This is a genomic window from Sphingobacterium sp. xlx-130 (assembly GCF_011007405.1).
In the GTDB taxonomy this organism is placed as follows: domain Bacteria; phylum Bacteroidota; class Bacteroidia; order Sphingobacteriales; family Sphingobacteriaceae; genus Sphingobacterium; species Sphingobacterium luzhongxinii.
This window is the reverse complement of sequence record NZ_WFKN01000004.1, coordinates 232,409-248,273: the sequence shown is the minus strand read 5'-3', so window position 1 is coordinate 248,273 and position 15,865 is coordinate 232,409. Positions and strand designations below refer to the sequence as shown.

14 protein-coding genes are annotated in these 15,865 nt (G+C 39.2%); 4 read left to right on the top strand and 10 right to left on the bottom strand.

Going from position 1 to position 15,865, the window contains the following annotated elements; genetic code table 11:
- Positions 1-18 precede the first annotated feature (18 nt).
- Both frr and G7B18_RS07170 read left to right on the top strand, forming a co-directional pair.
- A complete protein-coding gene (frr, locus tag G7B18_RS07175; protein WP_164108840.1) occupies positions 19-582 on the top strand; it encodes a ribosome recycling factor in 564 nt (187 codons plus the stop codon).
- Between the two features lie 294 nt (positions 583-876).
- A complete protein-coding gene (locus tag G7B18_RS07170) occupies positions 877-1,854 on the top strand; it encodes a sugar phosphate isomerase/epimerase family protein (protein WP_240452791.1) in 978 nt (325 codons plus the stop codon).
- A gap of 31 nt (positions 1,855-1,885) precedes the next feature.
- On the opposite strand, the gene purE is transcribed toward G7B18_RS07170, so the two are convergent.
- The 9 genes from purE to G7B18_RS07125 all read right to left on the bottom strand — a co-directional run bounded on the left by purE (position 1,886) and on the right by G7B18_RS07125 (position 10,104).
- Entirely contained in the window at positions 1,886-2,392 is a 507-nt protein-coding gene (gene purE / locus G7B18_RS07165) for a 5-(carboxyamino)imidazole ribonucleotide mutase (protein WP_164108841.1), read from the bottom strand.
- A 3-nt stretch (positions 2,393-2,395) separates the two neighbouring features.
- Complete coding sequence (locus tag G7B18_RS07160) at positions 2,396-3,538, bottom strand: 5-(carboxyamino)imidazole ribonucleotide synthase (RefSeq protein ID WP_164108842.1); 1,143 nt, start codon at positions 3,536-3,538, stop codon at positions 2,396-2,398.
- A gap of 15 nt (positions 3,539-3,553) precedes the next feature.
- On the bottom strand, positions 3,554-4,060 hold the full coding sequence (locus G7B18_RS07155; RefSeq protein WP_164108843.1) for an NADH-quinone oxidoreductase subunit B: 507 nt from the start codon (positions 4,058-4,060) through the stop codon (positions 3,554-3,556).
- Positions 4,057-4,656, bottom strand: coding sequence for an NADH-quinone oxidoreductase subunit A (locus G7B18_RS07150; RefSeq protein WP_164108844.1), 600 nt, complete (start codon positions 4,654-4,656; stop codon positions 4,057-4,059). Before G7B18_RS07150 ends, G7B18_RS07155 begins: the two co-directional genes overlap by 4 nt.
- 127 nt (positions 4,657-4,783) lie before the next feature.
- Positions 4,784-6,127, bottom strand: coding sequence for a signal recognition particle protein (gene ffh / locus G7B18_RS07145; RefSeq protein WP_164108845.1), 1,344 nt, complete (start codon positions 6,125-6,127; stop codon positions 4,784-4,786).
- 328 nt (positions 6,128-6,455) lie between these two features.
- Positions 6,456-7,142 (bottom strand): zinc metallopeptidase, encoded by a 687-nt coding sequence (locus tag G7B18_RS07140; RefSeq protein ID WP_164108846.1) that lies wholly within the window; start codon positions 7,140-7,142, stop codon positions 6,456-6,458.
- 245 nt (positions 7,143-7,387) lie between these two features.
- Positions 7,388-7,978 (bottom strand): RNA polymerase sigma factor, encoded by a 591-nt coding sequence (locus G7B18_RS07135; RefSeq protein ID WP_164108847.1) that lies wholly within the window; start codon positions 7,976-7,978, stop codon positions 7,388-7,390.
- Positions 7,979-8,254: 276 nt separating this feature from the next.
- A complete protein-coding gene (gene glyA, locus G7B18_RS07130; RefSeq protein ID WP_164108848.1) occupies positions 8,255-9,526 on the bottom strand; it encodes a serine hydroxymethyltransferase in 1,272 nt (423 codons plus the stop codon).
- Between the two features lie 164 nt (positions 9,527-9,690).
- The gene (locus G7B18_RS07125) at positions 9,691-10,104 is read right to left on the bottom strand and encodes a hypothetical protein (RefSeq protein ID WP_164108849.1); all 414 of its coding nucleotides are present in this window, start codon (positions 10,102-10,104) and stop codon (positions 9,691-9,693) included.
- A gap of 219 nt (positions 10,105-10,323) precedes the next feature.
- Here G7B18_RS07125 and G7B18_RS07120 point away from each other — a divergent pair, with 219 nt between their 5' ends.
- Positions 10,324-10,677 carry a HesB/IscA family protein gene (locus G7B18_RS07120; protein WP_164108850.1) on the top strand — a complete coding sequence of 118 codons (354 nt, stop codon included), beginning with the start codon at positions 10,324-10,326 and terminating at the stop codon, positions 10,675-10,677.
- 168 nt (positions 10,678-10,845) lie between these two features.
- Here G7B18_RS07120 and G7B18_RS07115 read toward each other — a convergent pair whose 3' ends face one another.
- A complete protein-coding gene (locus G7B18_RS07115; protein WP_164108851.1) occupies positions 10,846-12,285 on the bottom strand; it encodes a DUF4419 domain-containing protein in 1,440 nt (479 codons plus the stop codon).
- A 163-nt stretch (positions 12,286-12,448) separates the two neighbouring features.
- On the opposite strand from G7B18_RS07115, the gene ileS reads away from it, so the two are divergent.
- Positions 12,449-15,862, top strand: a complete 3,414-nt coding sequence (ileS, locus tag G7B18_RS07110) for an isoleucine--tRNA ligase (protein WP_164108852.1) — start codon at positions 12,449-12,451, stop codon at positions 15,860-15,862.
- The last annotated feature ends 3 nt before the right edge of the window (positions 15,863-15,865 follow it).

Below are 15,865 nucleotides of genomic sequence, written 5' to 3'. Positions count from 1 at the left end.
AAATAAAACTACAAACATATGAACGAACTGATATCAATAGAATTGGATGACTGCAAAGAGAAAATGACAAAAGCAGTGCAGCATACCGAATCAGAACTTACTAAAATTCGTGCTGGAAAGGCTACCCCGTCTATGTTAGATGGTATCCATGTTGACTATTATGGCTCTGCTACTGCCCTATCTCAGGTCAGTAACATCAATACTACTGATGCACGTACAATCGTCATTCAACCTTGGGAAAAGAATCTTCTTACTACCATTGAAAAAGCGATCATGGAATCCAACATAGGATTAAATCCACAAAATGATGGTTCTGTAATACGTTTGGTTGTTCCTCCTCTTACAGAAGAAAGAAGACGGGATTTAGTAAAAAAAGCAAAAGAAGAAGCAGAAAAAGGACGTGTCGGTGTTCGTAATATCCGTAAAGACACTAACGAATCCATCAAAAAACTAAAAAATGATGGTGCTTCTGAGGATGAAATAAAGCTTGGCGAAGCTGAAGTTCAAAAACTAACAGATAGTTATATCGCAAAAGTAGATCAGCTAGCTGAGTTGAAAGAAAAAGATATCATGACTGTATAAACTTATTATACGAACAATAAAAAAGCTATCCCTAGGGATAGCTTTTTTATTGTTCGTATAATAAATTCGTTTTAATTCTTTATGGAATCAATGAGCTTACTTCATGCGGTTCAATGGACATCATGAACTTTTTTCATGATGTTTTCTTTTGCATTAGGATTCAAAAGCTCTCCCGATAAGATCGGGATCGGTCATGTGTCTTGGTAGTCCGCTAGCTGGCGGATCATGAAAGTTTTATTGCTGGGATTTCTGATTATCATTTACTAATTTTAGTATTCCTTCAAACAACAAATAATGACCACAAGACGTAATTTTATAATAAAGACTGGCCTAGGATTAGCAAGTGCCTACTTTGGATCTTCTGTTTTAAGTGCATGCGCTCAAAAATCACTAAAAAAAGAAGGCCCTTTTGCAAACATCGGCTTACAGATCTATTCTCTCCGGGATCTTATAGTACAAGATCCTAAACTCACCTTAGAAACTGTCGCACGTATCGGATATAGCCACATTGAGACATTTGGCCTGAATATCGCCGACAATTCATTTTGGGGATTGAAAGTGTCTGAATTAAAAAAGATAATGGCCGACATTGATCTAAAAAGCCATAGTGGTCACTACGACCTTAGTAAATATCTAAGCCGACACCACACGGACAAGGAGAATATAGAAAAGTATATTGAAACTGCTGTCGAACTGGGGCAAAAGTATGTGATAGCTCCGGTAACGCCAATGGATGATCTAAATAATTTAAAGCCTGAAGATTATCAATACGCTGCAGAACAACTCAATAAGGCCGGAGAATTAGCAAAAAAAGCAGGGGTAAAAATAGCTTATCATAACCATTTCTGGGAGTTTCGGGATTTTGCCAATGGAACCAAGGGATTAGACATCTTAATTGCCTTCACCGAGCCCGATCTGGTAAGCTTTGAATTAGACATCTATTGGATTGAAAAAGCAGGGTTTAGTGCCCAATCCTATTTTCAAAAATATCCAGGCCGCTTTGCCATGTGGCATATAAAAGATATGGACAAGAATTACGCAGAACCAATCGTTGGCGAAAAGTTTGATAAACTACCTTTCGACTCTATCCAAAAGCAGATACGATTTACGGAAGTAGGAACAGGACAGATTGACTATATTAACATCGCTCAAGGTGCGAAACAATCCGGCTTAGAATATGCTTTTATAGAGCAGGATGATATTTATCTCCCGAACAAATTTGAAAGCATTAAAAGTAGCTATGACTATGTTCAACGCTTCTTAAATAAGTAAAAAAGGCTGTAAATTACAGCCTTTTTTACTTTTAAAATTTCATATTTTCGACTTCTAGGGCTGTTTCTTCAACTTTTTCTTTCAAGCCTTTTTTGAAGGCTATTAAATTCCCTGCTACTTCATCATTGTTTGTTCCGATGATCTGTGCAGCCAAAATGCCCGCATTCTTAGCGGCATTCAAAGCGACAGTTGCTACAGGAATGCCATTAGGCATCTGTAAAATCGAAAGCACCGAATCCCATCCATCAATTGAATTAGATGATTTCACAGGCACTCCGATTACAGGAAGATGCGTTATAGATGCAACCATACCTGGCAAATGCGCCGCTCCTCCGGCTCCTGCAATAATCACTTTAATACCTCTCGAGGCAGCTTCTTCTGCATACGAAAACATACGGTGTGGTGTACGGTGTGCAGATACGATAGTGACTTCAAACCCTACTCCTAATTCCTTTAAAACTTCCACCGCGTCTTGCATGACAGGGAGATCCGATTTACTCCCCATAATAATTCCTACTTGAACTGATTGTGCACTCATTATTTATGCTATTACTTTCAATATTTCCTGTACTTTACGTGCATTGCTAATTGCAACCTCCCTATCCGCATTGACAATACACACATGTCCCATTTTACGAAATGGCTTCGTATATTTTTTCCCGTACAAATGCAGATAAACACCATCCATGGCTAGAATATCTTCTATACCTTCATACGTTGCTAATCCTTCATATCCAGGCTCGCCTAATAGGTTTATCATAACTGCGTTTGATCTAGCTTCAGTATTGCCCAATGGTAAATTAAAAATAGCACGAAGATGTTGTCCAAACTGCGAGGTAAAGTTGCCCTCTATCGTTTGATGCCCCGAATTATGTGGCCTCGGAGCCAACTCATTGACTAAAATCTCGCCATCCTCTGTCAAGAACATCTCTACAGCCAACAGACCTACTATCTGGAGGTCATTAGCTACCTTTTTTGCCAATTCTTCTGCTTGCTGCTGTATTTCAAAGCTATAAGTAGACGGTGAAATCAAAAACTCAACCAGATTAGCTTGCGGGTTGAATTCCATCTCTACCATTGGAAATGTCTTCATATCTCCTCGATCATTACGAGCCACAATGACAGCTATTTCCTTTTGAAATGGTATAATTTCTTCGATGATACTAGGTTCTTCAAATGCGTTCGCCAGATCATCTTCTGTACGTAACATCTTCACTCCCTTTCCATCATATCCATCTTTCCTCATCTTTTGTACGTACGGTAACGATAGATTTGCGTTACGAAGAGACTCTTTATTGGAAATCAATTGAAAGGCAGCGGTAGGTATATCATTCTGCTTAAAAAACTGCTTCTGTAATCCTTTGTCTTGAATCAACCGAATGACACGCGACTGTGGATATACCACTACCCCTTTGTCCTCCAATGCTTCAAGTGCGTCGACATTCACTTTTTCTATTTCAATAGTGACCATATCCAGATCCTTACCAAAATTATAAACCGTATCATAATCACTAAGCGATCCACATTCGAAGTGATTGCAAAGCTTACGACAAGGTGCGTTTTTGTCAGGGTCTAATACGTGTACATTTACATTATAATTTATTGCTTCTTGAATCAGCATTCGGCCCAATTGACCTCCGCCAAGAATACCCAACTGCAACTCACCATAAAAATCTTTTCCCATAATTAACTTATATACTTAGGCTTGTTCTTCAAAATACTTATCCTGAAAAATCTGCTCTTTCTCTATCTTTTTTTGTAACTCTAAAAATGCACCGATCAGCGCCTCTGGTCTCGGTGGACAGCCTTGCACATAGACATCCACCGGAATAATTTTATCTACGCCCTTTACCACATGATACCCGTGTTGCCAATAGGGTCCACCACAGTTGGAACAGGATCCCATAGAAATCACATAACGAGGCTCGGGCATCTGCTCGTATAGGCGTTTGATCCGATCGGCCATCTTAAAAGTGACTGTCCCGGCTATAATCATCACATCGGACTGCCTTGGTGATGGTCTAGGAAAGACCCCTAATCGATCTAAATCATATGTCGAGGCCATAGCACCCATCATTTCTATGGCACAGCATGCAATACCGAAGCTCACTGGCCACATGGAGGACAACCGTGCCCAATTTAGCAAATCGTCTATTTTAGCGACGATCACACCATCTGATCGCAATTGTTGGTCTATACTGCTCATAATCCTGGCTTTTTAAATCTTGGTTTAAAACCAACAGAGGGCTTAGCCAAATTATTCCCTTTAAGGGAATTGTCCATCGTTTCAACAGTACTTTCCACAGGTCTGAAATCTCTGATTTCATATTCCTTATTATTCAATGCTGTATAGGCACTCGACGGGATATTAACGTTGACAGACGGTATCTTATAGGTCGCCTTAATCCAGTTAAGATCTCCCTTACGCCAGACATATATTAATCCAATGATCAATACAGACAAGAAAATCCCCATCTCAGCCAATGTAAACCATCCCCATCGATTATCGGCCGAAATCAACGAATCATTTCCAAAAACTACAGACCAAGGAAATATAAAGATAAGTTCTACGTCAAAAAGCAAGAAAATCAGTGCAATAACATAAAACCGGGGATTAAATTGGACCCAAGCAGAGCCGACAGTTTCCTCGCCACATTCGTATGTGCTTTCTTTGGTGGGGTTAGGTTTCTTCGGAGCGATCAGTTTGGCTAAAAAAATCGTAACGCATACTAATAAAATACCGATAATCCCCATAAGGAGAATAGATCCATAAGCTGAAAGTTGCGTGGGATGGTCGTCCATAATCACAAAATTAATAATTAATTCTATTCTTTCTAAAAATAACCGTCAAATTTAGGTCTAAAACAAACAAGGGCCAAGGATGATTTCACCTTGGCCCTTTATCTTATTACTTACTTTATAGTTTTTATTAAAAAGGCTTACCTGGCATTTTTGGCATATTCCGCATCATCTTTGCTGCCATAGCCGGATTAGACATCTGCTTCATCACCTTCCGCATATCCATAAATTGCTTCAAGAGCTTGTTTACCTCATCAAGATTCGTACCTGATCCTTTCGCAATCCTACCTCTTCTTTTCTGATCAATAGCATCGGGATTTTCCCTCTCAAAAGGAGTCATTGAATCAATAATAGCTTCAATCGGTTTGAAAGCATCGTCTTCGATCTCCACGTCTTTAAGAGCCTTACCTGCTCCAGGAATCATACCGATCAAATCTTTCATATTACCCATTTTCTTGATCTGTTGAATCTGAGACCTGAAGTCGTTAAAATCAAATTTATTTTTACGGATTTTCTTTTGAAGTTCTGCAGCCTGCTTTTCATCAAATTGCTGTTGCGCTCGCTCAACCAAAGATACAACATCACCCATCCCCAAGATGCGGGAAGCCATACGATCTGGATAAAATACATCCAATGCCTCCATCTTCTCTCCCGTACCGATAAACTTGATTGGCTTGTTCACCACAGACTTGATCGACAATGCCGCACCACCACGTGTATCACCATCCAACTTGGTCAGAACTACTCCAGTAAAATCCAGTCTATCATTAAAGGCTTTTGCAGTATTAACCGCATCCTGTCCAGTCATAGCATCTACAACAAACAAAATTTCATGTGGTTGCGTTGCTTCTTTAACTGCTGTTATTTCATTCATTAATGCCTCATCAATAGCCAGACGACCTGCAGTATCGATGATGATTACGTTATGTCCATTACGCTTACCTTCCTCTACTCCAGCTTTTGCTATTGCGATAGGATCAGTTGAATTTCTATCTGTATAAACGGGCACTCCTACCTGACTTCCCAATACTTCCAATTGGTCTATCGCAGCAGGACGATATACGTCACCTGCTACCAAAAGAGGCTTCTTACCTTTTTTATCTTTTAAAAAGTTAGCAAGCTTACCTGTAAAAGTTGTCTTACCTGCACCATTCAAACCCGCTATCAAAATTACCGTAGGGTTTTTAGATAGATCTAACTCATTAACTTCACCTCCCATTAAACTGGTCAGTTCATCATTCATGATCTTTGTCAACAATTGTCCAGGAGAAATGCTGCTCAATACATTTTCACCAAGAGCCTTTTGTTTAACGTCATCCGTAAAAGTCTTGGCTGTTTTGTAATTCACATCGGCGTCCAACAACGCTTTGCGAATTTCCTTCATCGTCTCAGCGACATTGATTTCGGTAATATTCCCTTGACCTTTTAATACCTTAAAGGCTCTATCTAACTTATCCTGAAGATTTGAAAACATAGTTAATTTTTTGAAACTCTTATGCTAAGTTGCAAAGTTAATAATATTTTGCTTTTTCTCAACTTCTGTGACCTACCGATTTCGACTTCTTTTATGTAAGATCGGTCGATCAGCTTCCCCTATTCACCAGTGGACTAGCAATGGACATTTGTTTAAATACCTTTATTATTCTTCTAAAACATGTTTAAGTTAATAGCCTCCTACCTGATCCTTCTTTAGCAAGAAGAACTTTTATTTTCATTGTATACAAAAACAGCGCAACACATTGATAAAAAAGCCGAAGCAATATTGCTTCGGCTTTTTTATCAATGATATTATATATCTTTTCTTAATCTCTTCTTCCCAAAAGAATAGAGGCATAATACAATAAGGTAACAAGTGCAGATAAAGCAGCAATAACATAAGTCATAGCGGCCCATTTTAAGGCATCTTTTGCACCATCATGCTCCTCTCTACTGTGCGTAACATTTGCTGCATCCAGCCATGCCAATGCGCGCTTAGATGCATCAAACTCTACAGGCAAAGTTATAAAGCTAAAAACAGTAGTAACGGCTAACGCTGCTACCCCAATCTGCAATAAAAGATAATTGTTAGAGAATATAGCCAACATCACCCCTATCATTAAGGTAAAAGACACGATCTTTGAGGAAAAGTTAACAATAGGAACCATCGAAGAACGGAACTGCAACCAAGAGTACGCCGTCGCATGCTGCACAGCATGCCCACATTCGTGGGCCGCTACAGCCGCAGCAGCAACACTTCGCCCATGATATACTTCTGGACTCAAGTTTACAGTTCTATTAGCAGGGTTATAATGGTCGGTCAATTGCCCATCTACCGAAACAATATTGACATCATAAATATTACTATCATGCAACATCTTTTGTGCAATCTCCGCACCGGACAACCCTGAAGTCAACGGCATTTCCGAATACTTTTTAAACTTATTTTTAAACCTTGTCTGGACGATCATACTAACGATGCCGATAACAATTAATAAAATCCAAATTCCCATATTTTTTCTATTATAAAACTAAAATCAAATCTTTACTCTTTTATACCATCAAAACAGATTCCAAAACCTGAAAAACAACAAATAAACATAAATTTTCTGTCATTTTGACAAATAAAGCTCCATAATTTTCAGAAAACAGTCAAAAAATCCACATGCTGTAACAATCGATTCACCTTATGAACCTAAATATAAAAAAGCTCCCGGTCTGTCCCCGAAAGCCTTTCCTTAGCCAATAATGATAAATGCTAGTTAAACTGAAATGTCATATTATGATCCTCGATCATCTTTCTAAGGTTACTCAACGCGTAACGCATACGGCCCAATGCCGTATTGATACTAACATCTGTAATCTCGGCTATATCCCTGAAACTCATGTCACAAAAATGGCGCATAATCAATACCTCTTTCTGGTCGTCTGGAAGTAACTGAATTAATTTCTTAAGATCGACGTCGACCTGATGACGCATCAACTTGTGTTCTGCATCTTCGTCCGCAAAATTAAGTACTTCAAAAATATCGTAACCATCTCCATTAACAACAGAAGGGCCTCTCTTTTCTTTCCTAAAATGATCAATAACCATATTATGTGCAATACGGATCACCCAAGGCAAAAACTTCCCCTCTTCATTATAACGTCCCGTTTTAAATGTATTGATTACCTTGATAAAGGTTTCTTGAAAAATATCCTCCGCAAGGAACTCATCCTTGACACGGACATAGATAGAAGTGTATATCTTACTCTTGTAACGATCTATTAGCACGCTTAATCCATTTTCATCGCCATCTATGTAGGCTCGGATTAACTCCTGGTCGGTTTTGCTTTTCAGTAGTTTCATAATAATTCCCCTAAAATTTTAAGTATAGAGCATGTAAGCAATTCATTTTTAATGAGTAAGCGTGTTTCGATAGGCTTCTATTTTTTAATGTTTAAATACCGTTATCTCTTCCAAAGTAGATGAAAAAAAATGATCTTTCAAATTTAACAAGAGACTTTTAACATAAATTCACAATTATCAAAAGCAATAATTAGACCACATTTCTTCGGGACAACTTTAAACAAAAAGTGCCACGGAGCAAAATCCGCGGCACTTTTTATAGTATCTAATATTTTCTTAACTATATAAAGGAAATTGAGCCATCATCGCCTTCACTTTACCTTCTATTTTTGCTAACTGAGCTTCATCACTGCGGCTTTTTAATGCCTCATCGATCAACTCACCGATCTGAACCATTTCTGCTTCTTTCACCCCGCGTGTGGTAATCGCAGCTGTACCGAAACGAACACCAGAAGTAACAAAAGGTGAACGGGTATCAAATGGAACCATGTTTTTATTTGTAGTAATACCGGCCATACCCAATATTGCTTCTGCTTCTTTACCAGAAACATCTTTGTTACGCAAGTCTACCAACATCAAGTGGTTGTCCGTACCCCCAGAAATAATCTTATAATTGCGATCTACAAAGAACTGCGCTAATGCCTGCGCATTACTTTGCACTTGTTTGACATAGGTTAAATACTCATCACTCAAAGCTTCGCCATACGCAATAGCTTTTGCAGCAATAGTATGTTCCAATGGTCCACCTTGTGTACCAGGGAACACAGCCAAATCCAATAACTGCGTGATGGTACGCGTCTCTCCTTTTGGTGTTTTCACTCCCCAAGTATTCTCAAAATCCTTACCCACCATGATCATCCCACCACGAGGCCCACGTAATGTTTTATGAGTCGTAGTAGTAACGATATGACAGTGAGGCAATGGATCATTTAATAAACCTTTAGCAATTAAACCTGCCGGATGCGAAATATCCGCCAATAGTAAGGCTCCGATTTCATCAGCTACTTTTCGTATGCGAGCATAGTCCCAATCACGTGAATACGCAGAGGCACCACAGATGATCATCTTAGGCTTCTCACGAAGTGCGGTCTCTTCCAGTTGCTCGTAATCGATCAGACCTGTATCCTCTTTTACCCCGTAGAATAATGGTTGATAAATTTTACCTGATAGATTCGCAGGCGACCCATGTGTTAAGTGTCCACCATGAGATAGATCAAGGCCTAAAATTTTATCTCCAGGTTTAATTGTAGCTAAGAACACCGCTGCATTAGCCTGAGCTCCTGAATGCGGCTGAACATTCACCCACTCTGCACCAAAAAGTTTTTTAGCACGCTCGATAGCGATTGTCTCGATTTCATCGACCACTTCACAACCTCCATAATAACGCTTTCCTGGGAGCCCTTCAGCGTATTTATTGGTCAATACAGAACCTGCGGCCTCCATTACTTGTTTGCTCACGAAGTTTTCTGACGCGATTAATTCAATGCCTTCTTCTTGGCGCTTTAGCTCATCTGCGATTAGATTAAAGATAGCTTGATCTCTTTCCATTCCTGTGTAATTATTATTGGGTATTGAGAATAATTTATTTTGCCGCAAATATACGACTATCTTATCTTTTAAAGGAATTCTTTAGTGCATCTTTTGAAAAACACTTCCTATTTTAAATATTTAACAATCAAAGGCATCCTTCTTTCATGCAAGTTCGCTCCTCATCAGATCGAAAGCTCTTTTTTCAACAAAACTTGCGCAGCATCATAAGGATTAAGCTCAAGCCCTTTCAAATGCTTTATGACTATTTCTACGTATCCGTCCAAAGACACATCATTAGACAATCCTCTATCAGCATTGCGCAAGAGGTCTACGGTATTTACTTTCAGATCCTTCACAATAGTCCATGCTGCGTCCGAGACATAAAGCTGTTGCGTAAAATTATGTTGAAACTCCGATTCAATATCAGCAATTATTGCCTGCTTAAATTGGCTGACAGACATTCCCTTCGCATGATGCCTTATCATCAATTGATCTGGAGACATCCGATGTACAAATAAAACCAAGCGTTCGTAAGCGGTAAATCGCAATTGCATTTTATCTCTGAGCAGCGCTTTGTTCTCATTTATATTACTCATTGTTAGCAAAAGATTTTCAATTTTCGGCCAAATGATATAGAAAGCAAGTACTAACGCGACAAAAACGCCAAAAGCCAAAACAAAAAGCTCTTTAAAAAAATCAACATATTCCATTTTACAATCTTGTTTATATAGTGTCAAAATAATCTGCACATATTTATTTCGGCTAAAAATATGTATTTTTGTTTAACTATCAACAATAGGGAAAGGCAAGACAAAATGAGTATCGAACATACAACAGATGCAGCACCGGTTAAACTAACCGTTGGTGCTGTCCAAGAATTAAAAAAATTAATAAGCCAACAAGAGATCAGTTCTGACTTTGGACTTCGTCTAGGAGTAGAGGGCGGCGGCTGCTCAGGTATGAATTATATCCTCGGATTTGACCAAAAGAAAGAAGGTGATGCCGAATACGAAATAGAAGGCATCCGTGTCTTTATGAACAAAGCGCACGGAATGTACCTTGCGGGAATGGAAGTTGATTTTAGAAATGGTTTAGATGCACGCGGCTTTACGTTCAATAATCCTAATGCAACCAGTACTTGTGGTTGCGGATCAAGCTTCTCTGCTTAAAAAGATAAAAAAGCCGTTTGGTCATTTCTTTCCAAACGGCTACCTATAAACCGATTACAATAAATAACAATTCTTTTTTAAGGCTTTGTTAATCCGCTTTGCGTTGTGGAAAATGACAAATGAATCACTGCGCTAGATCTACTTCCAACGGCGCAAATCTAGAACAGATTAAATCTTTTTATCATTAACAATAACCCATGCTTTCGGCATAAGCTCTTTTAAACGCTTGATGCCATCTGCATCGATATCACCTTTGATTGTTAGCCTTTTGATATTGATCGACTTTATCTTATCAGCTACATTAACCTTACCGATAAAACCAAGTTCTAGCGACTTTATACTTTTAATACTATAAATACTTTCCGGCAGTTCTTTGATATTTTTCAGACTCACGATGTCATACGATTCCTTCTGAGGAAGATCATTCGAAACTACCCCACCACGGTGCACAATAGACCAGCCAATAGCGGGTTTGAGGCTAAAGCTTTTTTGATCCTGCTCCATACCAAACAAGCCTGCCCAAATCTCCATAGTGTATTGCATATCCTTTTCTTTATCCTCTAATACAAACGGTACCTTGACATATTCAGCGGCAATCGTGCTTATATTACCTATCGGTTCTAGCTCCCTTTGCTCCCCTTTATCATTAAAAGGGTAAAACTTAACAATCCACCCATCGATCGTTTCATGTGGAGCATATGCCTGCTTATTCCGCAACTGAAGCATATCGCTCCAAAAGCCTTTGTCTAGGTCTCCCTTTTTAGTTTGAACGATCTGTTGGACGATAGGACGCAGCTCATTAGTCCACCAGGACAGGTCAAATGTTTCGATATAATCCATTTTTTTCAACACATGTTCCCAGTCAGCAACAGAACCCTCGAGCGTAACAGCAGAAATACCACAGCCCATAACCATCATTCGATAATCAAAAAAAGACTTGACAGACTCCATCAAAATAATCTCGGATGCAATCCTACTATCCGTATTTGTTGTAGAGAAATCTGCCCGCAAATTGCTGGTATACGCCTTGCCTGTAAATTTTTCAATCTGTTCGGTAAACTGTGGCAATACCGACCCCCATTTACTATTTGGATTACCCAATTGTATATCATCTTTATTCGCTACGATCGTGATCTCCCTTTTTCCCTGAAAGTCCACCAATCGGTCACGAAATTTTTCGGCATACAGCGCAATGTGTCTGGCGAAACCTTGTTCTATTAATGTCCATATAATATCGGGAGAGATAATAATAGGGCGATGTTCTTGATAAGCTTTGAATGCACCAGCCAAAAACGGGTGCGCACCGAATAGCACCAAACTATCGGGGCCAATGGAAAAATATTCTACTTCTTCAGTAGATAACTGATCCATCAGCGCTTGCTTAGAAACCCGTCGCAAAGCATTCGAAGGCTTCAGCAAGGTATCATTGATCATATACCGGGTACTAGAGGCGTGCAAAGTAATCGTGTCCCCCGCAGTAGAGATATCGCTGGCTTTAATGAGTACTTTCCTAAGAGAATGTTTTTCTTGCACCTGTCCAACAGCCGAAAAAGGACAGTCCAAATGCAGAAAAACAACAACGATCAAACAATAAATAGTAGCTTTCATAGTTTATAATTTCACAAAGGATGTAGCTTTACTTATAATTCCATAAAGCTAATAAAATTATTCTCCATCGCCCAATGGCAATCATTTCTACACAAACGACCTTCCTTTTTTCAAGTTAATTGATTAAATTAGCGACCTTTAAAATTTGATTTATAAATACGTGATGTACAAGGAGTATAAGCAGTTAAATTTACCGGAAATCGGCAAAGAAGTATTAAAGCGTTGGGAAACGGAAAATATATTTGAAAAGAGTATTTCCAATCGTCCTTCTAGCAAACCTTACACTTTTTATGAAGGCCCGCCTTCAGCAAATGGTACCCCAGGGATTCACCACGTGATGGCGCGCGCTATTAAAGATATTTTTTGTCGTTACAAAACCTTAAAAGGATTCCAAGTAAAGCGTAAAGGCGGGTGGGACACTCACGGTCTGCCAATAGAACTGGCCGTAGAAAAGTCTTTGGGGATCACCAAAGAAGATATCGGTGTCAAGATCACGGTAGAAGCATATAATGATGCCTGTCGTAAAGAGGTTATGAAATACACTGACCTGTGGAATGATCTGACCGAAAAAATGGGATATTGGGTAGATTTAGAAAACCCATATATCACTTATCAAAACGAATATATCGAGACATTATGGTTCCTATTAAAAGATCTGTATAAGAAAGGGCTTTTATATAAAGGCTATACGATACAACCATATTCTCCAGCTGCAGGGACAGGATTGAGTTCACATGAACTAAATCAACCAGGAACCTATAAAGATGTAAAAGACACCACTATTGTCGCACAGTTCCGCCTAGACAAAACCCAACTACATCCGATGATGTCTACGTTGGTAGAGACTACGGATGAAGATGTAGCTTTTATCGCGTGGACCACTACACCTTGGACTTTACCAAGTAATACAGCGTTGGTCGTAGGCAAAAACATTGACTATGTTAAAGTCAAAACGTTCAACCAGTATACTGGCGAGCCTGTTTCTGTTATCTTGGCCAAAAACCTAATCAGTAAACACTTTAAAGCTGAAGGCGAGAATGCCTCTTTCCAAGATTATAAAACAGGAGATAAAATCGTTCCTTGGGAAAAAGCCGCAGAATTTAAAGGAGAAGAATTAGTAGGTATCAGATACCATCAGCTGTTACCCTACATCACGTCAGAAGAATTGGTCGAGAAGGCTTTTCGTGTTATTCCAGGAGATTTTGTAACGACCGAAGATGGTACAGGTATCGTTCACGCTGCCCCTACATATGGCGCAGATGACTTTAGAGTAGCGAAAGAGAATGGGGTTCCTGCCATTTTAGTGAAAGATGAAAATGGCAAAGATGTACCTACTGTAGATCGTACAGGTCGTTTTGTCAAAGAAGTTACTGATTTTGCAGGCCGGTTTGTCAAAGAAGAATATTATTCAGCAGAAGAACGTGCAGACAAAGATTTCCGTCCGACGGATGTATTAATAGCCATCAAACTAAAAGAAGACAACAAGGCATTTGATGTTAAAAAATATGAGCATACCTACCCACACTGTTGGCGTACGGACAAGCCTGTTTTATATTACCCTTTAGATAGCTGGTTTATCAAAACTACAGCTGTCAAAGATAAGTTAGTTGCTTTAAACAAAACAATTAACTGGAAACCGGAAGCTACCGGAACAGGACGTTTTGGGAACTGGTTGGAGAACCTGGTAGACTGGAATCTTTCCAGATCGAGATATTGGGGTACTCCATTACCCATATGGCGTTCTGAGGATGAAAACGAGGAGATCTGTATTGGCTCTATGTCCGAATTGAAATCTTACTTAGAAGCTTCTTTAGCGTCTCCCGTTTTGACAGACGCCGAAAAAGCTATCAATAAAGAATATTTAGAAAAATTCGGAACCGACAAACTTGACCTTCATCGTCCGTACGTGGATCATGTGGTATTAGTTTCGGATGCTGGTCAAAAGCTCTACCGTGAGCTCGATCTAATCGATGTGTGGTTTGATTCGGGAGCTATGCCTTATGCTCAATGGGGACTGGATTATGACAAGCTGGCTAAAGGAGATGCACTACCTTTCAAATCGGAGTATGATAACGCATTCCCGGCAGATTTCATAGCGGAAGGTGTTGACCAAACTCGCGGATGGTTCTTCACATTACATGCTATTTCGACGATGGTTACAGGTTCTATTGCCTTTAAAAACGTCGTATCCAATGGCCTTGTATTGGACAAAAATGGCAACAAGATGTCGAAACGTCTAGGAAATGGTGTTGATCCTTTTGCTACTATTGAGAAATATAGCGCTGATGCTACCCGTTGGTATATGATCAGCAATGCTGCTCCTTGGGACAATTTAAAATTTAATGAAGAGGGACTGGATGAGGTACGTAGAAAATTTTTCGGGACACTCTATAACACCTATGCCTTTTTTGCATTATATGCAAACATTGACAATTTCAACTACGCAGAGCCTGAGATCACTTTAGCAAACAGACCTGAGATCGATAGATGGATATTGTCTTTGCTAAATAGCCTTACACAGGAAGTGGATGGGTATTACAGCGATTACGAACCAACCAAAGCAGCCCGTGCTATCCAAAATTTCGTAGATGAGCATTTAAGCAACTGGTATGTTCGTCTATGTCGTCGTCGCTTCTGGAAAGGTGATTATACCGAAGATAAAATCTCGGCCTATCAAACGTTGTATACTTGCCTGGATACAATCGCCAAATTAATGTCGCCAATATCTCCGTTCTTTGCGGATCAACTTTATCTCGATTTAAATGCAGCAACGAACAAACAAGCTTTCGAATCTGTACATTTAGCAGACTTCCCTGTTTATCACGCAGATTTAGTAGATAAAGAACTAGAAGAACGTATGGCTTTGGCACAAGACATTTCTTCATTGACATTATCTCTACGTAAGAAAACGAGTATCAATGTACGTCAACCCTTGCGTAAAATCTTAATCCCTGTACTCGATGCTTCTTTCCAAACTAAAGTGGAGAAAGTAAAAGACTTAATATTATCGGAGACGAATATCAAAGATATCGAGTTTATTACTGATACTGCTGGTATTATCAAGAAAAAGATAAAACCTAACTTTAAAGCACTGGGAGCTAAAGTAGGTAAAGATATGAAGACAGTTAGCACTGCAATTCAGGCATTTACTTTGGAGCAGATCAGTCAATTGGAAAAGACGGGTTCGTTACAATTAGAGGGTACGCCTTATACTATCGGTCTTGAAGATGTAGAAATTATTGCTGAAGATGTAGCAGGTTGGCAAGTTGCCAATTTAGGCAATCTAACGGTAGCATTAGATATACAAATCAGTGACGAATTGAGACAGGAAGGGATGGCTAGAGAACTGATAAACCGCGTACAAAATCTTCGCAAAGAGAAGGGGTTTGAGGTAACTGACAGAATACGAGTTCGATTGTCTCAAAATAATGAGATTAAGGAAGCTGCCACGAATAATTTATCGTATATTTGCACGGAAATATTAGCTGATTCATTTGATTTTGAAGATAAAATCACGGGTGGTGATAGTATTGAAATCAATGAAAGTAAACTTGAGGTATTAATCGAAAAAAATTAAAGT